Origin of the sequence: Aliigemmobacter aestuarii (assembly GCF_004799285.1) — a bacterium.
In the GTDB taxonomy this organism is placed as follows: Bacteria; Pseudomonadota; Alphaproteobacteria; order Rhodobacterales; family Rhodobacteraceae; genus Aliigemmobacter; species Aliigemmobacter aestuarii.
On the sequence record NZ_SSND01000002.1, the window covers coordinates 144,108 to 166,778 of the forward strand.

Sequence of the window (22,671 nt, forward strand, 5' to 3'; positions counted from 1 at the left end):
TGCCGGACAAGACCAACGGGGGGCGGCGCCTTGGTGCCGCCCCCTCTGCCAAGGCCCCGCCGATGCGGACGGGCCAGGCGGGCAATCTGGGAAGGGCGACCAATGGCACAGACAACTCATGGGATCGGCGGCCTCGCCTATGATCCGACCAAGCGCACCCGTCCCCCGGAACTGAACGTTCTGGCGGCACTGATCCTGATCATCCTTGCCTTCGAGGTTCTTGGTCGGATGTTCATCGGTGACAGCTTCCTGTTCAACACGCGAGAAAACATCGACACGCTGTTCAACGAACAGCGGTTGCAGATCATCATCCTTCAGGTGTCGATCGTCGGCATCATCGCCCTTGGCGTGACGCAAGTCATCATCACCGGCGGGATCGATCTGTCGTCCGGCTCGGTCGTGGGGGCCACGGCGATGATCGCCATGAGCTTTGCCCAGACCGCGATCGTGAACGGCAATCCGAACCCCAAGGCGATCTTCGGCGAAGGGATGATGGACCTGCCCGTGATCGTGCCGGTTCTGGTAGGTCTTGGCTGCGGCCTGTTCGCGGGCCTGGTGAACGGCCTGCTCATCGCCTACACCCGCATCCCGCCCTTCATCGCGACGCTTGGCATGATGGTCGCGGCGCGCGGCTGCGCGAAATGGTGGTCGAAGGGCAATCCGATCTCTTTCCCGACCGAATCCTATGCCGCCATCGGCAAGGGCATGATGCCCGTGCTGATCTTCATCACACTGGCGGTCGTGTTTCACCTGATCATGACGCAGACGCGCTATGGCAAGCATTCCTATGCCATCGGTTCGAACGAACAGGCCGCGCGCATGTCGGGGATCAACGTCGCCCGCCACAAGGTGCTGGTCTATGCCATCGCCGGGATGCTGGCCGCGCTGGCCGCGATCGTTCTGTCATCGAAGAACCTGACGGCGCAGGCCGGGATGGGCGTAATGTACGAACTCGACGCTATCGCGATGGCCGTGATCGGGGGCGTTTCGCTTCAGGGCGGGCGCGGGTCGATCATCGGCACCGTCCTTGGCGCGCTGATCTTCGGCGTGATCATCTCGGGGTTCACCTTCCTCAAGCTCGACGCCTACTACCAGGAGATGGTGAAGGGCGTGATCATCGTGGCGGCCGTGGTGCTGGACACCTGGCGGCAGAACCAGAGGGGGCGCGGCTGATGTCCGAGATCATCCTGGAAACCCGCGGCCTGACCAAGCATTACGGCGGCGTCCATGCCCTGACCGAGGCCGACTTCACCCTGCGGCGCGGCGAACATGTCGCGATCATGGGCGACAACGGCGCGGGCAAGTCAACCTTCGTGCGCCAGATCACCGGGGTGGAAAAGCCCACCCGCGGGCAGATCATCTTTGACGGCGTCGAACACACTTTCGAAAGCCCGATCGAGGCCCGCGAGGCCGGGATCGAGACGGTGTTCCAGACGCTGGCGCTGGCCGATGACCTGGACGTGCCCTCGAACCTGTTCCTCGGTCGCGAAAAGGTGCGCTTCCGCCTTGGCCCGTTCTCGATCCTCGACAAGCGGGCGATGCGCGAGGCGACAATGGCAGCCCTGGTCAAGACCGGGGTAAAGATCCCGAACCTGTCGAACACGATCCGCAACATGTCGGGCGGGCAGCGGCAATGTGTGGCCATCGCCCGCACCGCCGCCTTCAAGTCCAAGCTTGTCATCATGGACGAACCGACCGCCGCCCTTGGCGTGCAGGAAACAGCGCAGGTGGAAAACATCATCCGCACCCTGAAAGAGGCGGGCGAACCCCTGATCCTGATCAGCCACAACATGCGGCAGGTCTTTGACCTGGTGGACCGGATCGTCGTTTTCCGCCGGGGCCGGATCGTGGCCAACCTTCGCAAGGAGGAAACCGACGGCCAGGACGTGGTGGCCTATATCACCGGCGCCAAGACTGGCGCCGAATACGAAGGGGCCCCATGACCCCGCATGCCGCGACACATGCCCTGATCCTGGGGGGCACCCAGGGTCTGGGGCTGGCCATCGCCGAGGCGCTGGCCGTCGAAGGCTGCACGCGGCTGGTGCTGGCGGCGCGCGACCCGGTGAAGGGGCAGGCCGTGGCCGAACGGCTTGGCGCCGCTTTCCTGCCGGTCGATCTGGGCGATGCGGGCGATGTGGTGGCCTGCGTGGACCGGGCCGCCGCGATCATGGGCCGGATCGACGCGCTTTGCATCGCCGGGGCGCTGACCGACCGGGGGTCGATCCTCGACACCACGCCCGAGATCTTCGACCGGATGTTCGCCGCCAATACCAAGGGGCCGTTCTTCGCGATCCAGCGGGCGGCGCAACTGGCCCGCGCGGGCGGGCATCCGGTCAGCATCGTGACCATCCTGTCGATGGTCACGCATTGCGGGCAAAGCTATCTTGCGCCCTATTCCGCCTCGAAGGCCGCGCTGGCCAACATCACGAAGAACGCGGCGAACGCCCTGCGCCATGACCGCATCCGCGTGAACGGCATCAACTGCGGCTGGATGGACACGCCGGGCGAAGACGCGGTGCAGCGCCGGTATCACGGTGCGACCGATGGCTGGCTTGAGGCCGCCGAGGCGCGCCAACCCTTCGGAATGCTGGTCAAGCCCGCCCATGTCGCGGGTCTGGCCGCCTATTTGCTGGGGCCGATGTCCGGTGTAATGACCGGCTCCATCATCGACTTCGATCAAAACGTCTCGGGTGCCTACCCGGAGTAAGGAAAGAACCATCATGTCGCTCAGATTCGCGATTCTCGGGGCCGGTCGCATCGGTCAGGTCCATGCCCGTGCCGTTGCCTCGACCCCCGGCGCCACGCTTGTGGCCATCGCCGACCCGGTCGCGGCCGCGGCCGAAACGGTGCGCGCGGCCTATGGCTGCGACATCCGCACCATCGACACGATCGAATCCTCGGCCGATGTCGACGCGGTGGTGATCTGCACCCCGACCGACACCCATGCCGACCTGATCGAACGCTTTTGCAAGGCCGGAAAGGCGGTGTTCTGCGAAAAGCCGGTGGACCTGTCGCTGCCCCGCGTCGCCGCCTGCCTGAAGGTGGTTGAGGCCACGAAGGGCACGTTGATGGTAGGCTTCAACCGCCGGTTCGATCCCGATTTCATGGCCGTGAAGGCCGCGATCGACGCAGGCCGCGTGGGCGATGTGGAGATGGTCACGATCACCAGCCGCGACCCCGGCGCACCGCCCTATGACTATATCACCCGTTCGGGCGGCATCTTCCGCGACATGACGATCCACGATTTCGACATGGCGCGCTGGCTTCTGGGCGAAGAGGTGGAAACGGTCATGGCCGCCGCCTCTGTCCTGACCGACGCCAAGATCGGCGAACTGGGCGATTTCGACAGCGTGAACGTGATCCTGCGCACGGCCTCGGGCAAGCAGGCGATCATCACCAACAGCCGCCGCGCGACCTATGGCTATGACCAGCGGATCGAGGTGCTGGGGTCAAAGGGCCTGGCCGCCGCGCAGAACCACGGCGAGAACCGCATCACCGTGGCCGATGGTGCGGGCTTCCACGACGCGCCCCTGCTGAACTTCTTCATGACGCGCTACATCGCGGCCTATGCCAACGAGATCGCGGCCTTCATCGCCACCGTGAACGACGGCAAGCCCACGCCGACCACCGGCCATGACGGCCTGATGGCGCTGGCGCTGGCCGAGGCTGCGCTGAAATCCGTGGCCGAAGGACGCGCCGTGAAGGTGTCGGAAATCCTGGGCTGACCGGGCCGGAGGGGGCGGCCGACCTCAGCCGCCCTCGACCCGCAGCACGATCTTGCCGATATGGCCCGAGCTTTCGATGCGCCAATGCGCCTTGGCGGCATCTGCCAGCGCGTATTCGCTGTCCATCACCGGGCGCAGGGCGCCGCGTTCGATCAGCGGCCAGACATGGGTTTCCAGATCCCGCGCATAGGCCGCCTTGGCCAGGTCACCTTGCGGGCGCAGCGTTGATCCGGTGATTGTCAGCCGCCGGGTCATCACCTCGGCGAAATTCAGTTCCACCTTCGGACCGGTCAGAAAGGCGATCTGCACCAGACGCCCGTCATCGGCCAGCGCGCGGACGTTGCGCGGCAGGTAGGACCCGCCCACCATGTCGAGGATCAGGTTCGCCCCGCCTTCCGCGCGCAGGGCGGCCACGAAATCCTCTTCGCGGTAGTTGATCGCGCGTTCCGCCCCTAGCGCCATGCAGGCTTCGCATTTCTCGTCGCTGCCGGCGGTGGTGAACACCCGCGCACCCATGGCGCGGGCCATCTGGATCGCCGTCGTGCCGATGCCCGACGATCCGCCATGCACCAGGAACCGTTCCCCCGCCTTCAACCCCCCGCGCAGAAAGACGTTGGACCAAACGGTGAAACAGGTTTCCGGCAGGCAGGCCGCCTCGCGCAGGGACAGACCGGCAGGAACGGGCAGCGCGTGGTCGCCATGCGTGACCACATATTCTGCATAACCTCCCCCCGGCAGAAGGGCACAGACCTGATCGCCCTCGCGCCAGCGGGTCACGCCCGGCCCCACCGCCGCCACGGTCCCCGAAGCCTCCAGCCCCGGCAGGGGCGAGGCCGAGGGCGGCGGCGCATATAGCCCCGCGCGCTGCAGGGCATCGGGCCGGTTCACCCCGGCCCAGGCAACGCGGATCACGATCTGGCCGTGCCCGGGCACCGGCACCGGCCAATCGACCGGCTGCAACACGTCCGGCCCGCCCGGTTCCTTGATCTGGATAGCGGTCATCATGTGGGACATTGCCATCGGCGGGTTCCTCGCAGGGGGGTCAGCTTAGGGAAGGGGCAGGATCAGGTGCGGGTGCGGCCCGGCAGGTCGTCCCGGGGCGCGGGCGCGGTGACACGGTCCATCACCCGCGAAAGGGGTTTCAGCACCGCCTTTGCCAGCGGATTCTCGCGGGCCGAGGCCTTCCACTTCTCGAAGCTCATCACATCCGCGATCCGGCGCGACAGGAATTCCCAGGTGCGTTCATGGCCGGGGCTGTCATCGCCCAGCCAATACAGCACCGTCGATCCGTAGACCGCCGAAAGCGTCGCGCGCTTGGTGTACCAGTTGATGTCGACCGACGTGTCGCCAAGCGCCCGCCAGATCGCATCCGCCGTGCCCCAGATCGCCTTCGCGCCATCCGCCGCATGGACCGGCAGCGCGAACAGCGTCGTGCCCCGCCGCACCAGTTCCTTGTCCTCGGCCATTTCCAGCCGGGTGCGGATGGCATGGGCCACGCGTTCGGAATAGCGCATCTGCGAAAGGTCGGCCCCGGCCAGCCGGTCGGCCATCAGACGGTCGCCCCGCCTGTGATATTCCAGCGCCATGTCGACCGCCCCGCGCGGGAACAGCGCCCGCGCCAGCCCTTCGGCCACGCCCGAATCGGCCACCGCCGCGCGGAAGGCCGTTTCCGACCAGCCGTCGAAGGGCACATGCATCAATGCCGCGTCCAGAACCGCATCGCGGGCCGTGTCCGTTCCGTTTTCCGTCTGCATCGCCATCCTCTCTTGCTTGCCCGAAGGTAGACAAAGCCGCGCCGCTTTGCTATAGGCCCCCGGCCTGCACACTCTGTGCAACTCTAACTTAGGAAGGTGGTGACAACCACATGCAGGTCAGCGTTCGTGACAACAACGTCGAACAGGCCCTCCGGGCCCTGAAGAAGAAGCTTCAGCGCGAAGGCGTGTTTCGGGAAATGAAGCTCAAGCAGCATTTCGAGAAACCGTCCGTCAAGAAAGCGCGGGAGCAAGCCGAAGCGATCCGCCGTGCGCGCAAGCTCGCGCGCAAGAAGGCGCAGCGTGAAGGCGCCCTCTGAGGCGTTGAACGATGCTGGGGTCGCAAGACCCTTGTCGAACAGCCCCCGTCCGAAAGGCCGGGGGTTTTTCGTTTCGGACCCTCCGTCCTCATGATGGCCCCTTGCGAGGCAGGGCCATCTGGATCAACCTCCGCATGCCCGTTTTCCCGCGCGGGTGCGATGTGTCTTTGTGTTGTTCAATGCGTCCAGGTGCCCCATGACTGCCCCGGCTGAACGCGATCCGGTCCAGCCCGAAGACATCGGGCCGGCGATCGGGATCAACACGATCTTGGGGTGCTTTCTGCTTTTGCTTTCGGTCTTTCCGGCCGCACCTGTGGTCATGGGGATTTACTACGATGGCATCGCAAGCCTGTTCGACGGGCCATCCGTCTTCACGTGGTTCGCGGCGATGGCTGCGGCATTCTTCATTTCCGGGGTGTCTCTGACCGTGACGCCGCAGCGGATTGGCGGCAATGTCCGGTTTCTGAACGATGGCTTTGCCATCCACATAAGGCAGTTCTTTCGCAAGGACGAAACCCTGCGCCTTGCCTGGTCCGAGGTGGCCCAGATCGAGGTTCTCAAGATGGGGAGGAATGCCGACAGTATCGCCATCCGCCCACGGAACGGGGCGCCGTTCCGGTTTCAGATACACCTTCTTGCCGTCCGGACGGACGAGGCCCTCGCCCGTTTCCGGGCCTCGGCGCATGTCGCCGGGTATCGCCTGGCGCCGGGGTCCGGCTTCAATGTGCTGATTGTCGAAAGGCATATCTGGCGGGTGGAGCCCATCGACACCGCGCCGCCGGTGCCATGATCCGTCACCGCGACCGGACCGCCATCACACCACCAGTGCGGTGGTTTTCACGACCGTGCGCAGCGCGAAGCTGGATTGCATCTGTCGCACGCCGGGCAAGCGGGACAGGTATTGGCGGTGGATGCGGGCGAAATCCTCGGTGTCCTCGGCCATGATCTTCAGAAGGTAATCCGCCGTCCCGGCCATCAGGTGGCATTCCAGCACATAGGGCACGCGCGCCACCTCGCGCTCGAACGCGTCCAGCAGATCCTCGGCCTGGCTTTCCAGCGTGATCTCGACAAAGACAGTGGTCGGCCTGCCCAGACGGCGCGCATCCAGAAGGGCGACATAGGCGGCGATGTAACCCTCTTCCTCAAGCCGCTGCACCCTGCGGTGACAGGCCGAGGGCGACAGGTTCACCCATTCGGAAAGTTCCGCATTCGTGATCCGGGCCTGTTTCTGCAACACATTCAGAATTCGGCGGTCTGTCGCGTCCAGTTCCATTTTGCTCGAAGAATCTTTCGCTGATGGCAGATTGGATGACCGAAACTAGCACGACACGGGCCAAAGGCCGATTCCTTTTCAAAACGCTTGCAACGATTCTGGCGCATCCTTTCCCGCACACGGAACGGCCGAAGCCGTCCATCAGGGAGAAGAAGATGAAGATCGGTTGCCCGAAAGAGATCAAGCCGCAGGAATTCCGCGTGGGCATGATGCCCTCGGCAGTGCAGGAGGCCGTCGCGCATGGCCACGAGGTTTACGTCGAGAAGGGCGCGGGCCTTGGCGCGGGCTTTGCCGATACCGATTATGTCGCGGCTGGTGCGCGCATGGTGGACACCGCCGAAGAGGTCTTCGCGACCGCCGACATGATCGTGAAGGTCAAGGAACCCCAGACGGTGGAACGCAAGCGCCTGCGCGAGGGGCAGATCCTGTTCACCTACCTGCACCTTGCCCCCGATCCGGAACAGACCAAGGATCTCCTGGCTTCGGGCGCGACCTGCATCGCCTATGAAACCGTGACCGACGATCGCGGCGGCCTGCCTCTGCTGGCGCCCATGTCCGAGGTGGCGGGCCGTCTGGCCCCGCAGGTGGGGGCGTGGACGCTGCAAAAGGCCAACGGCGGGCGGGGCGTTCTGCTGGGTGGCGTGCCGGGCGTGGCCCCGGCCAGGGTTCTGGTGATCGGCGGCGGCGTCGTCGGCACCCATGCGGCCAAGATCGCCGCCGGAATGGGCGCGGATGTGACTGTTCTGGACCGGTCGATCCCGCGCCTGCGCTATCTGGACGATGTCTTTGGCGGCACGTTCAAGAACGCCTATGCCAGCGCGGCCAACACGATCGAACTGGCCCGCCAAGCCGACATGATCATCGGCGCGGTGCTGATCCCCGGTGCCGCAGCACCCAAGCTGATCTCGCGGGCGCAACTGAGCGAGCTGAAGCCGGGTACCGCACTGGTCGATGTGGCCATCGATCAGGGGGGCTGCTTTGAAACCAGCCGGGCAACCACCCATCAGGACCCGATCTACGAGGTGGACGGGATCATGCATTACTGCGTGGCCAACATGCCGGGCGCCGTGGCGCGCACCTCGACCCAGGCGCTTGGAAACGCGACCATGCCCTTCATGCTGGCGCTGGCCGACAAGGGCTGGAAAAAGGCCGGCGCGGACGACCGGCATTTGCTGAACGGCCTGAACGTCCACGCGGGCAAGCTGACCTATGCCGCCGTGGGCGCGGCGCTTGGCCTGCCGTCGATCACCGCCGACGACGCGATGAAGATCTGATCCATTGCGCCTTCCGTGCAAAAAGCCCCCGGCAGGTCCGGGGGCTTTTCATTTGGCGATGCGCAGGGTTTCGCCGCGCATCGCCAAATGAAAAGGCGCGTCACTTCTTAAGCGCGGCCGCGATTTCCTTCAGCAGGTCCAGTTCGGTCGGCCCGGCCGGGGCGGCAGGCGCCTCTTCCTTCTTGATCGCCGCATCTTTCAGCCGGTTCACACCCTTGACCAACAGGAACACCACCCAGGCGACGATCAGGAACTTGATCACCGCATTGATGAAGTTGCCGTAGTTGAAGGCCGCCTCGCCCACCATCACCTTGAGGCCGCCAAAGTCGATCCCGCCGATCACAAGCCCGATCAGGGGATTGATCATGTCATCGACAAGCGAGGTAACGATCGCGGTGAAGGCCGCACCCAGGATGATACCCACGGCCATGTCCATCACATTGCCCTTGGCGATGAAGGCCTTGAATTCGTTCAGCATGCTCTTGTCCCTTGTCCAGTTGGCCCGCACCGATGGGCCGTTCAACCTGCGTTCACATTTACGCAATGCGGACAAATTAACAGAAGAGCCGGTTTTTTCACTGGGAAAGTCGTCATAGAAACGTCAGGCCCCGCCACGGAGACCGACATGACCGACCTGAACAGCTTTCCCATCACCCGCCGCTGGCCCGCTACGCGCCCCGATGTCATCCAGCTTTATTCACTGCCCACCCCGAACGGGGTTAAGGCATCCATCGCGCTGGAGGAAATGGGGTTCGATTATGAACCGCATCTGGTGGCCTTCGCCACGAACGACCAGCTTACCCCGGAATTCCTGTCGCTGAACCCCAACAACAAGATCCCCGCCATCATCGACCCGAACGGGCCAGGCAACAGGCCGTTGGGCCTATTCGAAAGCGGGGCGATCCTGATCTACCTGGCCGAAAAGTCGGGCAAGCTTCTGCCCGATGCGCGGCGTTATGAAATCCTGCAATGGCTGATGTTCCAGATGGGCGGCATCGGGCCGATGTTCGGCCAGCTTGGCTTTTTCCACCATTTCGCCGGCAAGGAGATCGACGATCCCCGCCCGAAGGAACGCTACCGCGCCGAGGCGGAACGCCTTCTGAAGGTTCTGGATGGCGCGCTTGCTGGCCGCGACTGGATCGCGGGGGACTATTCCATCGCCGATATCGCGATCTGCCCCTGGCTGCGGACCTTGCGGGATTTCTACAACGCCGCCGATATCGCGGGATGGGGCGGGCTGCAGCACGTGCCGGCCTATCTGGACCGCTTCCTGGCGCGTCCCGCCGTGCAGAAGGGCCTGACCATTCCCGCGCGGGCCTGACGATCCAACGGCCCGACGGCCCTTCGCGTGGCCCCTCAGGGCCGGGGGGCCGCCGCGCGGCGAAGCCGGTCGTTGATGGCGCGGCCCAGGCCGGTTTCCGGCACCGGCGCGAAGGCGATGCTGCCCTCGGGCGGCGTCGCCCTGTCGGCCTCACGCAGGATGTGAAACAGGTTCGCCGCCGCCTCGACCAGATCGCCGCTTTCCGACAGGCTGAACCGCGCGGGCACCCCGAAGCTGACCCAGGTCTCGTCCGGACCGGGGCGGTCGACCCCAAGGCGCACCCGCGCGCGCGGCGCATAATGCGAGGCCAGCTGCCCCGGCGCCTTGGGCAGGGCCGGATCGCCGGGCAGGATCAGCGGCCGTCCCAGGGCGGCCTCGATCGCCTCGGCCGGAACGCCGCCGGGCCGCAAGAGCGCGGGCGGGCCATCCAGCCCGACGATCGTGCTTTCCACACCCACGGCGCAGGGTCCGCCATCCAGCACGGCCTCGATCCGGCCCGACAGCCCGTCCAGCACATGATCCGCCCGCGTCGGCGACACCCGGCCCGAGGGATTGGCCGAGGGCGCGGCCAGCGGACCGCCGAAAGCCGCCAGCAGCGCCCGCGCGACAGGATGGGCGGGCAGGCGGATGGCCACGGTATCAAGCCCCGCCGTCACCAGCGGTGACAGCCCCGTTTCCGCCCGCAGCGGCAGCACCAGCGTCAGCGGACCGGGCCAGAAGGCACCGGCCAGCGCCTCGGCCTCGGGGCCGACATCGGCAAGGCCCCGCACCGCATCCAGATCGGGCAGATGCACGATCAGGGGATTGAAACGGGGGCGGCCCTTGGCCTCGAATATCCGCGCGACGGCGCGATCGTCGCGCGCATCCCCGGCCAGCCCGTAGACGGTTTCGGTCGGCATGGCGACAAGCCCGCCGGACCGCAGTATGCTGGCGGCGCGGGCGATCCCGCCGGTATCCGGTTTCAGCACTTCAGTCTGCATGGCCGTGACGCAGCGTCCTTGTTGCGGGAAGGTGCCCTTGGGTTAGGTTCGGGGGGTTGGATCGGGCCAACGCATTCAGATAGCCGTGTGACCGGCGATTGCCAACCCGCCAGTGCCGATGCGGGCAGGCCCGACGCTTGAAGGAGAAGACATGGCATACCGTGCCCCCGTTGCAGAGTTCCGCTTCATCTTCGATCATATCGTCGGGCTGGATCAGGTGACCGCGACACCGCGTTTCGCCGACGCGGCCGCCGAGACGGTCGAGGCCGTCCTGAACGAGGCCGCAAGGCTGAGCGAGAACGTCCTTGCCCCCTTGAACCGCGCGGGCGACCTGCATCCGGCGCGACTGGATAACGGGATCGTCCGGACATCGCCGGGTTTTGCCGAAGGTTTTGCCGCGATCCGCGAAGGCGGCTGGATGGCGATCGCCGCCGGTCCGGAACATGGCGGCATGGGCCTGCCCTTCGCCCTGTCCTGTGCGGTCAACGACATGATGGGATCGGCCTGCCTTGCGCTGCACCTGATCCCGCTTCTTACCCAGGGTCAGATCGAGGCGCTGGAACATCATGCCAGCGATGCGATCAAGGCCCTTTACCTGCCCCGGCTGATTTCCGGCGAATGGACCGGCACGATGAACCTGACCGAACCGCAGGCCGGAACGGACGTGGGCGCGCTGCGCACGCGGGCCGAGCCGAATGGCGACGGGACCTATGCCATCACCGGCCAGAAGATCTTCATCAGCTGGGGCGACAACGACCTTGCGGAAAACGTCTGCCACCTCGTGCTGGCCCGCCTGCCCGACGGCGCGCCGGGCACCCGAGGCATCAGCCTGTTCATGGTGCCGAAGCTGATCCCCGATGAAAACGGCCGGCCGGGGCAGAGGAACAGCCTCAAGGTCGTCAGCCTTGAACACAAGATGGGCCTGCACGGATCGCCGACGGCGGTCATGCAGTATGACGGCGCGACCGGCTGGATGGTGGGCGAGCCGCACAAGGGCATGGCTGCGATGTTCACCATGATGAACAACGCCCGCGTGGGCGTGGGCGTTCAGGGCATCGCGATCGCCGAAGCCGCGTTCCAGCACGCGCTGGCCTTCGCGCAGGACCGCCGGCAGGGGATGACCCCCAAGGGGGAAGGGCCGATCATCGACCATGCCGATGTGCGGCGGATGCTGGCGCAGATGAAGGCCGAAACCTTCGCCGCGCGGTCAATCGCGCTGGCCTGCGCCGTCGCCATCGACATGGGCCACGCCACCGGCAGCGCCGATTGGGCGGCCCGCGCGGCCTTCCTGACCCCCATTGCCAAGGCCTATTGCACCGATGTGGGATGTGAGGTGGCGCATCAGGGTGTGCAGGTCCACGGCGGGATGGGCTTTGTCGAGGAAACCGGCGCGGCGCAGTTTTCCCGCGATGTGCGGGTGACGACGATCTACGAGGGCACGAACGGCATCCAGGCGATGGACCTTGTCGGGCGCAAGATGATGGACGGGGGCGAGGTCGCCTATCGGCTTTGCGAGGAAGTGCAGGATGCGGCCGAAGCCGCCCGCGCCCGCTTTCCCGATCTGGCGGGCGATGTCTGGGCGGCGGCGGAATCCCTGCGCGAATGCACCGAATGGCTGGTCACGCAGGACCTGAACGACCGTTTCGCCGGGTCGGTCGCCTATCTGCGTGCCTTCGCCCGCGTCCTTGGCGCCCATTACCACCTGATGGCGGCAGGGGCCGATGATGCGCGCCTGCCGCTGGCGCGTTTCGCGATCCGGCGCCTTCTGCCCGAACATGCCGGGCTGCTTGCGCAGGTGCGCGAGGGCGCGGCCGGTCTTTACGATGTCACGCCCGAGGCGCTGGCCTCGTGACCGCCGAGGGACTCCGCAGCCCCTTTGCCGACCCGCCCACCGAGGGTAGGGCGATCGAACTGGCCGAGGGCATCCTGTGGATGCGCCTTCCCTTGCCGATGGCGCTGGATCACGTCAACGTCTTCGCACTGGACGATGGCGATGGCTGGACGGTGATCGACACCGGCTTCAACAGCCGGAGAGGCCGGGCTATCTGGCAGGCGTTGCAGGCAGGGCCTCTGGTGGGCAGGCCGGTCCGCCGGGTGATCGTGACGCATCATCACCCCGACCACATCGGCATGGCGGGCTGGTTGCAGGATCAGGGGGCCGAACTGGTCACGACCCGCACCGCATGGCTTTACGCCCGCATGCTGACGCTTGATGAACAGCCGCTGCCCGTGCCGCAGCAACTGGCCTTCTGGCGCGGGGCCGGGATGGACCCGGCGCTTCTGGCCAGACGCGCGGGCGAACGGCCCTTCAACTTTGCCGATGTCGTGGCCCCCCTGCCGCTTGGCTTTACCCGGATCGTCGAGGGCCAGAGCATCGTCGCCGGAGGGCGGCGCTGGCGGGTGCGGATGGGCAATGGCCACGCGCCCGAACATGCGACGCTCTGGCAGGAAGACGGGCCGCTGGTCATCGGCGGCGATCAGTTGCTGCCCTCGATCTCGGCCAATATCGGGGTCTATCCGACCGAACCCATGGCCGACCCTCTGGGCGAGTGGATCGGCAGTTGCCGCGCCTTCCAGCCCCATGCCCGCTGGGATCAGCTGGTTCTGCCCGGTCACAAGCTGCCGTTCACCGGCCTGCCGCTGCGGTTGCGGCAGATGATCGAGAACCACGAAGGCGCGATCGACCGGCTGCTGGACCATCTGGCCGGGCCGCGGACCGCCGCCGACTGTTTCGCGCCCCTGTTCAAGCGGACCATCGGCGAAGGCGAATACGGGCTGGCGCTGGTCGAGGCGGTCGCGCACCTGAACTATCTCTTGCACCGGGGGCTGGCCCGTCGTTTCCTGACGGCAGACGGCATCTGGCTATGGGAGAGGACATGAGCGGCGAAGACATCAGCACCGCGGCGGAACTGCACGAGGCGACCGCCCTGCCCTGTGCCGGGGTGGTCCATGCCGATCCGAAGGCCCCCGAAACGGCCGAGACAAAACCACTGCCCCCCGGCATCGCACGCAAGCCCGTGGAACAGAAAAGTGCCGCGCAATGGGCCTATGAGCGGCTGATCCTCTACATCAACAACTTCGAGGAACAGCTCGACTCCGAACACGAGATCGCGATGGGGTTCACCGGGGGCGAGGCTGGCGTGCTCCGGATCGAGGGGATCGGCTATTTCGACCCCGACATCATCACCTTCTATGGTCGCGACGATGACGGCACCCGCACCCAGCTGGTGCAGCATGTCAGCCAGCTGAACGTGCTTCTGCAGGCCGTGCCCAAGACCGAACCCGAAATCCCGCCGCGCCGGATCGGGTTTCACCTGGTCCGCGATTTCGTGACCACATGACACTCTGCCGGGCTACGGAGGCGCGTGACAGCGCGTTCTGAATCGGCTATCTGAACCCCAAGCGCCCAGAACACAGGAGACGACCGATGGCGGAACACAAGCACGGCAGCATGGACATCCGGGAACATGAAAAGACCTTTGCCGGTTTCATCAAGCTGAGCATCTGGACGGCCGGCATCTCGATCGGTGTCCTGATCTTCCTCGCCCTTGTGAACGCCTGACACGTAACGATCATCACGGAATTCGCCGAATGCGCCGCACGATCCTTGCCCTTGCTGCGGTCCTGACCGTTGCGGCCTGCGGGGCCGATCATACCTGGGCCCCCGATGACGAGGTGATCGCTGCGCGCTACGCCCATGACGGGCCGAAGGCGATCACGCTTTACACCGTGGTCAACAACCGGTCGGGTTCGGGCGGTCATTCGGCGCTGATGATCAACGGATCGGAACGGGTCATCTTTGACCCGGCGGGAACATGGTATCACCCCAGCCGCCCGATCCGGCATGACGTGCATTTCGGCATCAACGACCAGGCCAAGGCCTTCTACATCGACTATCACGCGCGCGAGACGTACCGCGTGGTCGAACAGACCGTGGTCGTCTCGCCCGAGGTGGCGGAAATCGCGCTTCAGCGTGTCCTGAACTACGGCGCCGTCCCCAAGGCGCTTTGCGCAAGCGCGGTGTCGAACGTGCTGCGCAGCATTCCCGGCTTTGAATCGATCCCGCCGGCGTTGGGGCCGAACCGGATCATGAACGCCTTCGATCAGATCCCCGGCGTGGAAAAGCGCGTCATCACCGACAAGGACGATGACGAAAACCACGGCATCCTGATGATCCAGGCGGACCAGACGATCAACAACGACTGATCGTCAGCCGATCCACCATCCCAGCCCGTAAAGCACCAGCCCGCCAGCAAGGATCGCGGCCAGCACGTTGCGCAGCAGCACGCCGGCAAGGATCGTCGCGATGGCGGCGCCCAGACGCGCCGGGTCGGTTTCGCCCCCTGTCGCCGCAGGCCACATGACGGCCGGGGCGACAAGGCCGGGAATGACCGCCATCGGGGTATAGCGCAGCAGGCGCAGCGCCCATGCGGGCAGCGCCCGCCCCCCGATAAGCCCGAGGAAGGAATACCGCAGCAGGAAGGTGCCAAGACCCAGCCCGATGATCACGGTCCAGAGGGTCGCCTTGTCCTCGATCATGTCCGCCTCGCCGCGCGCCTTTCGTCATGCAGTTCGACCGCCGCGCCGGTCGCCATCGCCGCCGCCGCGGCAACCAGAAGGCCCGTGGAATAGGGCATCCAGACAAGAGCCAGCGCCACCGACACCGACACCACCGCGGCGGCGACATGGGCGCGGGTGCGCAGCATCGGTGCCGTGATCGCCAGAAAGGCGATCGGCACCGCGAAATCCAGCGCGTATTCGGGCGGGATCGCCTTGCCGAAGACGGCCCCACCATAGCTTGCCGCATACCACAGCGGGCAGACCGGGGCGACCGCGCCGAAATAGAAGGTGACCTTTTCCGACAGCGACTGATCGGGCCGCTTGGCGAATTCCGCGGACGCGGCGGCAAAGCTTTGATCGACAAGGAAATAGGCCATGATCGCCCGCTGCCATCCGGGGGCCCCACCAAGATGCGGGGTCAGCGCCGCCGAATACATCGCCATGCGCAGGTTCACCGCGATCGATGTGACGAGGACGATCAGCAGCGGCGCCCCCTCGTTCATCAGCTGCACCGCGGCGAATTGCGCGGCCCCGGCGATGACCACAAGGGAAAAGGCCAGAACCTCCCACGGGGTCATGCCCGCATCGGTCGCGACCACGCCGAACAATACCCCGAAGGGAACGATGACGATCACGAAAGGAACCGAGGCAAGCACGCCCCGGAAAAAGGCCTGACGATGGGCAGACATCGGCACCTGCGGGCTTTACCTGTTCCGGCTCCGGGCTTAGGGCTTTGGCGGTAGGGTTGCAATGGCGGAACGGCATCGGGTGATGGTGGCGCGGATCGAGACAGCGGGGGTGAGGCTGCGCATGGGCCTGTCGCCGTCGAACCGCGCCACGGCGGCGGCGCTTTACTGGGAAGCCTTCGCGGGAAAGCTGTCGCGCCTGATGGGGCCCGACGACCGCGCGCTTGCCTATCTGGAACGGATCATCGCCGCCGATCACTGCCTGACGGCCGAGGATGAAAGCGGCGCGCTTCTGGGCCTTGCGGGGTTCCGTTCACCGCGCGGGTCCTTCGCCGCCGGCAGTTACGCGGACCTGCGCGCGATCTACGGGCTTGCCGGCGCTGCCTGGCGGTCGGGCCTGTTCCGGGCGCTGGAGACCGAGATCGACAACACACGCTTTCTGGTCGACGGGATCTGCGTGGCGCGCCACAGGCGCGGGCAAGGCATCGGTGCCGCGCTGGTGACCGGCCTCTGCGATCTGGCGCACGACCGGGGCTACCGCGAGATCCGCCTTGACGTGATCGACACGAACCTGCGCGCAAAGGCGCTTTACGAACGTCTTGGCTTTGTCAGCCGGGGCACCAAGCCAATCGGCCCGCTGCGCCATGCCTTTGGCTTCGATGCGGCAACGACGATGGTCCGCCCGCTGGACTGAGGCGGGATCAGCTGCTTTGGGCCTGCGCGATCAGGTCCAGCACCTTCGGCCCCAGCCCTTCGACGATCTTCGCCACGCCTTCGGCATTGGGGTGAATCCCGTCGGGCTGCATGAAGGGCGTCAGCGCGGCAGGATCGGCCCCGTCCTGCATCAGCGGGGCAAAGAAACCTTCGGCAAACAGCGTTCCGAACCGCTGTGCAAGATCGGGATAGATCGCATCGAATTCGACCTTGTAATCGGGGCCGTAGTTGCCAGGCGCCTCCATCCCGATCAGAAGCACCGGCAGATCGCGTTCCGCCGCCTTCGTCAGGATCGCTTCAAGATTGGCGCGGCTGGTCGCCGGGTCGATCCCGCGCAACAGATCGTTGCCCCCCAGCGTGACGATCAGCGCGTCGACCTCGGGCGTCAGCGTCCAGTCGATCCGCGCCAGCCCCCCCGCCGTCGTGTCGCCCGAAACGCCTGCGTTCACGATCTCCGCATCGGCACCGTTTGCGGCAAGCCAGGCCTGGAGCCGCGGCACGAAGCCATCGCCCTGCGGCAGGCCATAGCCCTGGGTCAGACTGTCGCCCAGGGCCGCGACCGTGACGGGTTCCGCCGCCGCCGCCCCCCCCGCGACGATCAGCGCCGCGGCAATCAGGTTGCGCATCCTGCCGATCACCCCATATCCAAGGGCTACAGGACCCAAGAGGCAGGATCGAAAGGCAGTTTTCATGACCGAACCCGTTCTGGCGCTGACCGATGCGCGGCTCACTCTGGACGGAAACGCGGGCCCCGTCGAGATTCTGAAGGGCATCACGCTGTCCGTCGCGCGCGGCGAAACGCTTGGGATGATCGGTCCGTCCGGGTCTGGCAAGTCGTCTCTCCTCATGTTGATGGGCGGGCTGGAACGCGCCACCGGCGGCACCGTCACCGCCCTTGGCCATGACCTGACCGCCATGGACGAGGATGCGCTGGCACGGTTCCGCAGGGGGAATATGGGGGTGGTGTTCCAGTCTTTCCACCTGATCCCCACGATGACCGCCCTGGAAAACGTGGCGGTGCCGCTGGAACTGGCCGGTGTGCCGGATGCCTTTGACCGGGCCGAGGCGGAACTGGCAGCCGTGGGCCTTGCCAGCCGGATGCACCACTACCCCAGCCAGATGTCGGGCGGCGAACAGCAACGCGTGGCGCTGGCGCGTGCCGCCGCACCGCGCCCGGCGATCCTTCTGGCCGACGAACCGACCGGCAATCTGGACGGGGCGAACGGCGCCGCGATCATGGACATGCTTTTCGGCCTGCGCGACCGTCACGGCGCGACGCTGATCCTTGTGACCCACGCGCCGGAACTGGCCGCGCGCTGTGACCGTGTGGTGCGGCTGGCCGACGGCCGGGTCGCGGGCGAGGGGCTTGCCGCATGACCGGATTGGCATGGCGCATCGCGCGCCGCGAGTTGCGTGGCGGCCTGCGCGGGTTTCGCGTGTTCCTTCTGTGCCTGGCACTTGGCGTGGCGGCGATTGCCGCCGTCGGCACGGTGCGGGCCGCCATCGAACGGGGGCTGTCCGACCAGGGCGCCGTCCTGCTGGGCGGCGACGCGCAGTTGGAATTCACCTACCGCTTTGCCACGCCCGAGGAACGCGCCTGGATGGACGCCCGCGCCCTGGACCTGTCCGAGATCGTGGATTTCCGGTCGATGGTCGTGACCGGCGAGGGCGAGGCCGAGGATCGCGCCCTGACCCAGGTGAAGGCGGTGGACGATGCCTATCCGCTGGTCGGCGCGGTCACGCTGGAATCGGGCACCCTGCCCGAGGCGCTGGCGATGAAGGATGGCCTGCCCGGCGGGGTGATGGACAAGGTTCTGGTCGACCGGCTCGGGCTGGCACCCGGCGACACCTTCCGGCTTGGCCTTCAGGAATTCCGCCTGGGGGCGGTGCTTTTGCGCGAACCCGACAGCGCCACGGGCGGCTTTTCGCTGGGTCCGCGCACCATCGTCCGCACCGCGGATCTGGCGCAAGCGGGGCTGATCGCACCCGGCACGCTTTATGAAACCGAATACCGGCTGACCCTGCCGCCCGCGACGGATCTCGACGCGCTGCGTGCCGAGGCCGAAGCCGCCTTTCGCGATGAGGGGATGCGGTGGCAGGACCGGCGGCGCGCGGCACCGGGGATCGAACGCTTTGTCGACCGGATCGGGGCCTTCCTGATCCTGGTCGGGCTGGCCGGGCTGGCGGTGGGCGGCGTGGGCGTTTCAGCCGCCGTGCGCGCCTATCTGGATCGCAAGGTCGCCACGATCGCCACGCTGCGCACTCTGGGCGCCGAGGGGCGGCTGATCTTCCAGACATACCTTTTGCAGATCGGCGTTCTGGCCGGTCTGGGCGTGCTGGCCGGGCTGGTGATCGGAACGGTTCTGCCGATGGCCGCGGCCCCCTGGATCGGTGCCGCCCTGCCCTTCCCCGTCAGCTTCCGGCCCGCCGCAGCGCCCCTGGCCGAGGCAGCCTTCTACGGGCTGGTCACGGCCTTCCTGTTCACGCTCTGGCCGCTGGCGCGGACCGAGGGCGTTCGCGCCGCAGCCCTTTACCGAGGCGCCGGGCGCGGTGGGCATCCGAGGCCCGTCCACTGGCTGGCGGTGGCGGGGCTGGCGGCGATGCTGATCGGCGGGGCGGTGGCCTTTTCCGGCACGCCGGAACTGGCGCTCGGCTCGGCTGCAGGGATCGTCGCCGCGCTGGTCGTGCTGTGGCTGGCGGCGCTTGGCCTGCGCTGGATCGCGCGGCATCTGGCCCGGTCGCGCATCGCGCGGGGCCGCACCGGGCTGCGGCTGGCACTGGCCGCGATCGGCGGCCCACGGGAAGAGGCGGCCTCGGTCGTGCTGTCGCTGGGGCTTGGCCTTTCGGTTCTGGCCGCCGTGGGGCAGATCGACGCCAACCTGCGCGCCGCGATCGACCGCGACCTGCCGGAACGCGCGCCATCCTATTTCTTCGTCGACATCCAGAATGACCAGATCGACGGCTTCCTCGGCCGGGTGAAGGACGACCCCGCGGTAAGCCGCGTGGAAAGCGCGCCGATGCTGCGCGGGGTGGTCACCCAGATCAACGACCGCGACGCGCGCGAGGTGGCGGGCGAACATTGGGTGGTGCGTGGCGACCGGGGCATCACCTACGCCGCGACCCCGCCGGAAAACACCACCGTCATTGCCGGCGAATGGTGGCCCGAGGACCACACCGGCGACCCCGAAGTCAGCTTTGCCGCCGAAGAGGCCGAGGAAATGGGCCTGAAGCTGGGCGATACCGTCACGGTCAACATCCTGGGCCGGGACATCACGGCAACGATCACCAGCTTCCGCCAGGTGGATTTCTCGACCGCCGGGATGGGATTCGTGATGACGCTGAACCCCGCCGCGCTGGCCGGGGCGCCGCACACGCATATCGCCACCGTCTATGCCGAAACCGAAGCCGAGGCCGCGATCCTGCGCGACCTGTCGCGTGCCTATCCCAACATCACCGCGATCCGGGTCCGCGACGCCATCGACCGCGTGACCGAGGCCCTGACCGCCATCGGATCGGCCACCCGTTGGGCGGCGGCGGTGACGCTGGTCACGGGCTTTGTCGTGCTGATCGGCGCGGCGGCGGCAGGCGAAGGCGCGCGGGTCTACGAATCGGCGATCCTCAAGACTCTGGGCGCATCGCGCGGGCGCATCCTTGCCAGTTTTGCCCTCCGGTCCGCCTTGATGGGGGCGGCGGCGGGGCTGGTGGCGATTGCGGCGGGCGGAATGGCCGGATGGGCCGTGATGACCTTCGTGATGGAGGCAGATTTCGCCTTCGAACCCGTGTCGGCGCTGGTGATCGTGGCGGGCGGGGTTCTGGCCACGCTTCTGGCGGGGCTGGCCTTTGCGCTGCGCCCCCTGGGCGTTCGGCCTGCCCGCATCCTGCGCGCGGACGGGTGACGGATGCTGCGCAGCGCGACGTTTCATGCTGCGCAGCAATTTCCCCGGAAGGTCGCGTGACGCCCGGCCTTCCGCCTGCGGATTTCTGCGTGAGTTTCTGCGCAGCAATTCTTTGGGAACAAGGGCTTAGTTTGTCAGCAAGAGATAGCTTGCCGGCTGTTCCGACAGGTTTTCGACTCGCAGGGTGAAATACCCGCTTTCGCGTGGCACGAAGGCGCAGCTGGCTGTCGGTTTCTGCGTCTGCGGCATGCAGATCACGGCGCCCGCCGCATCCGTCACCGTCATCCGCAAAGGCACCTGCCCTGCCCCTATGATGCCGACCTCGGCCAGCGCCTGACCGTCGAAGGCAAGCCGCCAGTCCTGCGCTGCCCCCGGGGCCAGAACCGCCTGCGTGCTGCGCAGCGAACCGGCGGGGATCAGGCGGTTTGCCGCCTCTTCCTCGGCCAGAACGATCGCCAGCGTCTCGTCCGGGTCAAGTGCCGCCCTTGCCGCCGCAGCCATCGCCGCGGCGTCGGGGGGAAGCGGCGGCCCTTCGCCATCAATGGCGGTCGCTGCGCCGGCTTCGGGCTGGCGTTCGGTCGCAATCAGGGTGACGGAACCGGCCAGATGCGCCGCGGCCAGCATCGAAAGCGCGTCCTTCTGCAGCTGACCCGCTGCAAAAAGCGCCTGCGCCGTGACCATCCGCGCCACCAGCCCCGGCGCGGTCACTGCCGAAGGGTCAAGGTTCGGGGCGGCTGTATCCTCTGCCGATGCGGCAAGCGGAAAGGCGGCAAGAAAGAGAAGGCAAAGTCGGCGCATGGCGGCCCCATCCGGAACGTCGCCGCCAGAATGGCAGCTTGATCCGGCGGGGGAAAGCCCGCATCGGGGGTTCCTCAGGACAACGGAATCGGATTAGCTGCGCCCGCGAGAAGGAGAGCGAAGATGCGCGACATTCTGGATCGGCTGATTGCCTTCGACACCGTCAGCGCGCGCCCGAACATGGCGCTGATGCAGTATGTCCGCGATCTGCTGGCGGCCGAGGGGATCGCCGCCGTTCTTATCCCGGATGCCAGCGGGCAGAAGGCGAACCTTTACGCCACCGTCGGCCCCGAGGGCGTGGGCGGCGTCATGTTGTCGGGCCATACGGATGTGGTGCCTGTGGACGGGCAGGCGTGGACGCGCCCGCCCTTTTCCCTGACCGAAGAAGGCGGGCGGCTTTACGGCCGCGGGACGACCGACATGAAGGGCTTTTGCGCCTGCGCGATCGAGGCGCTGATTGCGGCGCACCGGCGCCCGCTGAAGGTGCCGTTGCACCTGGCACTGTCCTATGACGAAGAGGTCGGCTGCATGGGCGTGCGATCGCTGGTCGACATGCTGGCCTCGGCCCCTGTCAGGCCGCGCTTCTGCATCGTGGGCGAACCGACCGCGATGCAGGTGGCGACCGGACACAAGGGCAAGGTCGCGCTGCGAGCGACCTGCACGGGGCGTGAGGGCCATTCCGCGCTAGCCCCGCTGGCGCTGAACGCGCTGCATCTGGCGGCCGATTTCCTGAACGAGGTCCGCGCCTTGCAGGGGCGGGTCGCGACCGAAGGGCGGCGCGACGGGGATTACGACGTGCCCTATACCACGATCCATGTGGGCAAGATGGCGGGCGGCGTTCAGGTGAACATCGTGCCGAACAACGCCGTCCTCGATTTCGAGATTCGCAGCCTTGCCGAAGACGACCCCGAGGTGCTGATCGCCGAACTGCGCGACGCCGCCGAACGCATCGTGGCCCCCCTGCGCGCTGAATTTCCCGAAGCCGCGATCTCTGTCGAAAGGCTCTGGGATTATCCCGGGCTCGGCACGCCCACTGATTCGGTGGTGGTGAATTTCGTCAAGGCGCTGACCGGGGCGAACGGCACGATCAAGGTGGCCTTCGGCACCGAGGGCGGGCTGTTCTCCACCCGCCTTGGCATCCCCACGGTGATCTGCGGGCCAGGCAGCATGGCACAGGGCCACAAGCCCGACGAATACGTCGCGGTCGAACAGATCGAACGCTGCCGCGGGATGCTGGCGGCGCTGGTCGACCGTCTGGAGACCGGGTTCTGACACATCAGCCGCCGGCCAGGCCGGTCAACCCGCGCGTCTAAACCAAAGCGATATTGCACCCAGAACTGTCCCGCCGATGATCCGGACGGCAGCAGGAACGG

The 22,671-nt window shown here is 66.6% G+C and carries 26 protein-coding genes; 17 read left to right on the forward strand and 9 right to left on the reverse strand.

Annotation, left to right across the window (positions count from 1 at the left end; all coding sequences use genetic code 11):
- Positions 1-102: 102 nt before the first annotated feature.
- Genes E7811_RS09535 through iolG form a run of 4 tightly spaced genes read left to right on the forward strand, consistent with a single transcriptional unit; the run spans position 103 to position 3,725 of the window.
- Positions 103-1,173, forward strand: coding sequence for an ABC transporter permease (locus E7811_RS09535; RefSeq protein WP_136394412.1), 1,071 nt, complete (start codon positions 103-105; stop codon positions 1,171-1,173).
- Positions 1,173-1,943, forward strand: a complete 771-nt coding sequence (locus E7811_RS09540; protein ID WP_136394413.1) for an ATP-binding cassette domain-containing protein — start codon at positions 1,173-1,175, stop codon at positions 1,941-1,943. Before E7811_RS09535 ends, E7811_RS09540 begins: the two co-directional genes overlap by 1 nt.
- Positions 1,940-2,707, forward strand: a complete 768-nt coding sequence (locus E7811_RS09545) for an SDR family oxidoreductase (RefSeq protein WP_136394414.1) — start codon at positions 1,940-1,942, stop codon at positions 2,705-2,707. Before E7811_RS09540 ends, E7811_RS09545 begins: the two co-directional genes overlap by 4 nt.
- 13 nt (positions 2,708-2,720) lie before the next feature.
- Entirely contained in the window at positions 2,721-3,725 is a 1,005-nt protein-coding gene (gene iolG / locus E7811_RS09550; protein ID WP_136394415.1) for an inositol 2-dehydrogenase, read from the forward strand.
- A 24-nt stretch (positions 3,726-3,749) separates the two neighbouring features.
- On the opposite strand, the gene E7811_RS09555 is transcribed toward iolG, so the two are convergent.
- Both E7811_RS09555 and E7811_RS09560 read right to left on the reverse strand, forming a co-directional pair.
- Positions 3,750-4,739, reverse strand: coding sequence for an NAD(P)H-quinone oxidoreductase (locus tag E7811_RS09555; protein ID WP_168732998.1), 990 nt, complete (start codon positions 4,737-4,739; stop codon positions 3,750-3,752).
- Between the two features lie 50 nt (positions 4,740-4,789).
- Positions 4,790-5,479, reverse strand: coding sequence for a COQ9 family protein (locus E7811_RS09560; RefSeq protein WP_136394723.1), 690 nt, complete (start codon positions 5,477-5,479; stop codon positions 4,790-4,792).
- 110 nt (positions 5,480-5,589) lie between these two features.
- Between E7811_RS09560 and rpsU the strand changes: the two genes are divergently transcribed.
- Both rpsU and E7811_RS09570 read left to right on the forward strand, forming a co-directional pair.
- Entirely contained in the window at positions 5,590-5,796 is a 207-nt protein-coding gene (gene rpsU, locus E7811_RS09565) for a 30S ribosomal protein S21 (protein ID WP_082400860.1), read from the forward strand.
- Between the two features lie 196 nt (positions 5,797-5,992).
- Positions 5,993-6,586 (forward strand): hypothetical protein, encoded by a 594-nt coding sequence (locus E7811_RS09570; protein WP_136394417.1) that lies wholly within the window; start codon positions 5,993-5,995, stop codon positions 6,584-6,586.
- Between the two features lie 24 nt (positions 6,587-6,610).
- Here the strand turns inward: E7811_RS09570 and E7811_RS09575 are convergent, their stop codons facing one another.
- Positions 6,611-7,069 carry an Lrp/AsnC family transcriptional regulator gene (locus E7811_RS09575; protein ID WP_136394418.1) on the reverse strand — a complete coding sequence of 153 codons (459 nt, stop codon included), beginning with the start codon at positions 7,067-7,069 and terminating at the stop codon, positions 6,611-6,613.
- Between the two features lie 155 nt (positions 7,070-7,224).
- Between E7811_RS09575 and ald the strand changes: the two genes are divergently transcribed.
- Positions 7,225-8,343, forward strand: a complete 1,119-nt coding sequence (gene ald, locus E7811_RS09580; RefSeq protein WP_136394419.1) for an alanine dehydrogenase — start codon at positions 7,225-7,227, stop codon at positions 8,341-8,343.
- 100 nt (positions 8,344-8,443) lie between these two features.
- Here ald and mscL read toward each other — a convergent pair whose 3' ends face one another.
- The gene (gene mscL, locus E7811_RS09585; protein WP_136394420.1) at positions 8,444-8,821 is read right to left on the reverse strand and encodes a large conductance mechanosensitive channel protein MscL; all 378 of its coding nucleotides are present in this window, start codon (positions 8,819-8,821) and stop codon (positions 8,444-8,446) included.
- Positions 8,822-8,968: 147 nt separating this feature from the next.
- Between mscL and E7811_RS09590 the strand changes: the two genes are divergently transcribed.
- Positions 8,969-9,664 carry a glutathione S-transferase family protein gene (locus E7811_RS09590; protein WP_136394421.1) on the forward strand — a complete coding sequence of 232 codons (696 nt, stop codon included), beginning with the start codon at positions 8,969-8,971 and terminating at the stop codon, positions 9,662-9,664.
- Positions 9,665-9,699: 35 nt separating this feature from the next.
- Here the strand turns inward: E7811_RS09590 and E7811_RS09595 are convergent, their stop codons facing one another.
- Positions 9,700-10,644 carry an L-threonylcarbamoyladenylate synthase gene (locus E7811_RS09595; RefSeq protein WP_136394422.1) on the reverse strand — a complete coding sequence of 315 codons (945 nt, stop codon included), beginning with the start codon at positions 10,642-10,644 and terminating at the stop codon, positions 9,700-9,702.
- Between the two features lie 151 nt (positions 10,645-10,795).
- Here E7811_RS09595 and E7811_RS09600 point away from each other — a divergent pair, with 151 nt between their 5' ends.
- The 5 genes from E7811_RS09600 (at position 10,796) to E7811_RS09620 (ending at position 14,850) form a co-directional block, all read left to right on the forward strand.
- The gene (locus E7811_RS09600; RefSeq protein ID WP_136394423.1) at positions 10,796-12,496 is read left to right on the forward strand and encodes an acyl-CoA dehydrogenase; all 1,701 of its coding nucleotides are present in this window, start codon (positions 10,796-10,798) and stop codon (positions 12,494-12,496) included.
- A complete protein-coding gene (locus tag E7811_RS09605) occupies positions 12,493-13,524 on the forward strand; it encodes an MBL fold metallo-hydrolase (protein WP_136394424.1) in 1,032 nt (343 codons plus the stop codon). Before E7811_RS09600 ends, E7811_RS09605 begins: the two co-directional genes overlap by 4 nt.
- Positions 13,521-13,985 carry a DUF6173 family protein gene (locus tag E7811_RS09610; RefSeq protein ID WP_136394425.1) on the forward strand — a complete coding sequence of 155 codons (465 nt, stop codon included), beginning with the start codon at positions 13,521-13,523 and terminating at the stop codon, positions 13,983-13,985. Before E7811_RS09605 ends, E7811_RS09610 begins: the two co-directional genes overlap by 4 nt.
- Positions 13,986-14,071: 86 nt before the next feature.
- Entirely contained in the window at positions 14,072-14,206 is a 135-nt protein-coding gene (locus E7811_RS09615) for an aa3-type cytochrome c oxidase subunit IV (protein WP_136394426.1), read from the forward strand.
- A 29-nt stretch (positions 14,207-14,235) separates the two neighbouring features.
- The gene (locus tag E7811_RS09620) at positions 14,236-14,850 is read left to right on the forward strand and encodes a hypothetical protein (RefSeq protein ID WP_136394427.1); all 615 of its coding nucleotides are present in this window, start codon (positions 14,236-14,238) and stop codon (positions 14,848-14,850) included.
- A gap of 3 nt (positions 14,851-14,853) precedes the next feature.
- On the opposite strand, the gene E7811_RS09625 is transcribed toward E7811_RS09620, so the two are convergent.
- Both E7811_RS09625 and E7811_RS09630 read right to left on the reverse strand, forming a co-directional pair.
- On the reverse strand, positions 14,854-15,183 hold the full coding sequence (locus tag E7811_RS09625) for an AzlD domain-containing protein (protein ID WP_136394428.1): 330 nt from the start codon (positions 15,181-15,183) through the stop codon (positions 14,854-14,856).
- Positions 15,180-15,893: an AzlC family ABC transporter permease gene (locus E7811_RS09630; RefSeq protein ID WP_136394429.1), complete on the reverse strand. Its 714-nt coding sequence runs from the start codon at positions 15,891-15,893 to the stop codon at positions 15,180-15,182. The genes E7811_RS09625 and E7811_RS09630 overlap by 4 nt, the downstream gene beginning before the upstream one ends.
- A gap of 61 nt (positions 15,894-15,954) precedes the next feature.
- On the opposite strand from E7811_RS09630, the gene E7811_RS09635 reads away from it, so the two are divergent.
- Positions 15,955-16,584, forward strand: coding sequence for a GNAT family N-acetyltransferase (locus tag E7811_RS09635; RefSeq protein ID WP_246020345.1), 630 nt, complete (start codon positions 15,955-15,957; stop codon positions 16,582-16,584).
- A 7-nt stretch (positions 16,585-16,591) separates the two neighbouring features.
- Here the strand turns inward: E7811_RS09635 and E7811_RS09640 are convergent, their stop codons facing one another.
- Positions 16,592-17,296, reverse strand: a complete 705-nt coding sequence (locus E7811_RS09640; protein ID WP_136394430.1) for an arylesterase — start codon at positions 17,294-17,296, stop codon at positions 16,592-16,594.
- Here E7811_RS09640 and E7811_RS09645 point away from each other — a divergent pair.
- Positions 17,295-17,981, forward strand: a complete 687-nt coding sequence (locus E7811_RS09645; protein ID WP_136394431.1) for an ABC transporter ATP-binding protein — start codon at positions 17,295-17,297, stop codon at positions 17,979-17,981. The two genes, E7811_RS09640 and E7811_RS09645, sit on opposite strands and share 2 nt — an antisense overlap.
- Complete coding sequence (locus E7811_RS09650) at positions 17,978-20,500, forward strand: ABC transporter permease (RefSeq protein WP_136394432.1); 2,523 nt, start codon at positions 17,978-17,980, stop codon at positions 20,498-20,500. Before E7811_RS09645 ends, E7811_RS09650 begins: the two co-directional genes overlap by 4 nt.
- A gap of 126 nt (positions 20,501-20,626) precedes the next feature.
- On the opposite strand, the gene E7811_RS09655 is transcribed toward E7811_RS09650, so the two are convergent.
- Entirely contained in the window at positions 20,627-21,298 is a 672-nt protein-coding gene (locus E7811_RS09655; RefSeq protein ID WP_136394433.1) for a hypothetical protein, read from the reverse strand.
- 123 nt (positions 21,299-21,421) lie between these two features.
- Here E7811_RS09655 and argE point away from each other — a divergent pair, with 123 nt between their 5' ends.
- Positions 21,422-22,570 (forward strand): acetylornithine deacetylase, encoded by a 1,149-nt coding sequence (gene argE, locus E7811_RS09660; RefSeq protein ID WP_136394434.1) that lies wholly within the window; start codon positions 21,422-21,424, stop codon positions 22,568-22,570.
- Positions 22,571-22,671: the final 101 nt, after the last annotated feature.

What these genes read in the sequence shown, in the direction of transcription:
- E7811_RS09650 (WP_136394432.1), top strand. Translation starts at nt 17,978, where the DNA reads ATGACCGGATTGGCATGGCGCATCGCGCGCCGCGAGTTGCGTGGCGGC.
- rpsU (WP_082400860.1), top strand. Translation starts at nt 5,590, where the DNA reads ATGCAGGTCAGCGTTCGTGACAACAACGTCGAACAGGCCCTCCGGGCC.
- E7811_RS09545 (WP_136394414.1), top strand. Translation starts at nt 1,940, where the DNA reads ATGACCCCGCATGCCGCGACACATGCCCTGATCCTGGGGGGCACCCAG.
- E7811_RS09645 (WP_136394431.1), top strand. Translation starts at nt 17,295, where the DNA reads ATGACCGAACCCGTTCTGGCGCTGACCGATGCGCGGCTCACTCTGGAC.
- E7811_RS09535 (WP_136394412.1), top strand. Translation starts at nt 103, where the DNA reads ATGGCACAGACAACTCATGGGATCGGCGGCCTCGCCTATGATCCGACC.
- E7811_RS09610 (WP_136394425.1), top strand. Translation starts at nt 13,521, where the DNA reads ATGAGCGGCGAAGACATCAGCACCGCGGCGGAACTGCACGAGGCGACC.
- E7811_RS09590 (WP_136394421.1), top strand. Translation starts at nt 8,969, where the DNA reads ATGACCGACCTGAACAGCTTTCCCATCACCCGCCGCTGGCCCGCTACG.
- E7811_RS09630 (WP_136394429.1), bottom strand. Translation starts at nt 15,893, where the DNA reads ATGTCTGCCCATCGTCAGGCCTTTTTCCGGGGCGTGCTTGCCTCGGTT.
- E7811_RS09595 (WP_136394422.1), bottom strand. Translation starts at nt 10,644, where the DNA reads ATGCAGACTGAAGTGCTGAAACCGGATACCGGCGGGATCGCCCGCGCC.
- mscL (WP_136394420.1), bottom strand. Translation starts at nt 8,821, where the DNA reads ATGCTGAACGAATTCAAGGCCTTCATCGCCAAGGGCAATGTGATGGAC.
- E7811_RS09560 (WP_136394723.1), bottom strand. Translation starts at nt 5,479, where the DNA reads ATGCAGACGGAAAACGGAACGGACACGGCCCGCGATGCGGTTCTGGAC.
- E7811_RS09600 (WP_136394423.1), top strand. Translation starts at nt 10,796, where the DNA reads ATGGCATACCGTGCCCCCGTTGCAGAGTTCCGCTTCATCTTCGATCAT.
- E7811_RS09555 (WP_168732998.1), bottom strand. Translation starts at nt 4,739, where the DNA reads ATGTCCCACATGATGACCGCTATCCAGATCAAGGAACCGGGCGGGCCG.
- ald (WP_136394419.1), top strand. Translation starts at nt 7,225, where the DNA reads ATGAAGATCGGTTGCCCGAAAGAGATCAAGCCGCAGGAATTCCGCGTG.
- E7811_RS09640 (WP_136394430.1), bottom strand. Translation starts at nt 17,296, where the DNA reads ATGAAAACTGCCTTTCGATCCTGCCTCTTGGGTCCTGTAGCCCTTGGA.
- E7811_RS09635 (WP_246020345.1), top strand. Translation starts at nt 15,955, where the DNA reads ATGGCGGAACGGCATCGGGTGATGGTGGCGCGGATCGAGACAGCGGGG.
- E7811_RS09570 (WP_136394417.1), top strand. Translation starts at nt 5,993, where the DNA reads ATGACTGCCCCGGCTGAACGCGATCCGGTCCAGCCCGAAGACATCGGG.
- argE (WP_136394434.1), top strand. Translation starts at nt 21,422, where the DNA reads ATGCGCGACATTCTGGATCGGCTGATTGCCTTCGACACCGTCAGCGCG.
- E7811_RS09575 (WP_136394418.1), bottom strand. Translation starts at nt 7,069, where the DNA reads ATGGAACTGGACGCGACAGACCGCCGAATTCTGAATGTGTTGCAGAAA.
- E7811_RS09540 (WP_136394413.1), top strand. Translation starts at nt 1,173, where the DNA reads ATGTCCGAGATCATCCTGGAAACCCGCGGCCTGACCAAGCATTACGGC.
- E7811_RS09625 (WP_136394428.1), bottom strand. Translation starts at nt 15,183, where the DNA reads ATGATCGAGGACAAGGCGACCCTCTGGACCGTGATCATCGGGCTGGGT.
- iolG (WP_136394415.1), top strand. Translation starts at nt 2,721, where the DNA reads ATGTCGCTCAGATTCGCGATTCTCGGGGCCGGTCGCATCGGTCAGGTC.
- E7811_RS09655 (WP_136394433.1), bottom strand. Translation starts at nt 21,298, where the DNA reads ATGCGCCGACTTTGCCTTCTCTTTCTTGCCGCCTTTCCGCTTGCCGCA.
- E7811_RS09620 (WP_136394427.1), top strand. Translation starts at nt 14,236, where the DNA reads ATGCGCCGCACGATCCTTGCCCTTGCTGCGGTCCTGACCGTTGCGGCC.
- E7811_RS09615 (WP_136394426.1), top strand. Translation starts at nt 14,072, where the DNA reads ATGGCGGAACACAAGCACGGCAGCATGGACATCCGGGAACATGAAAAG.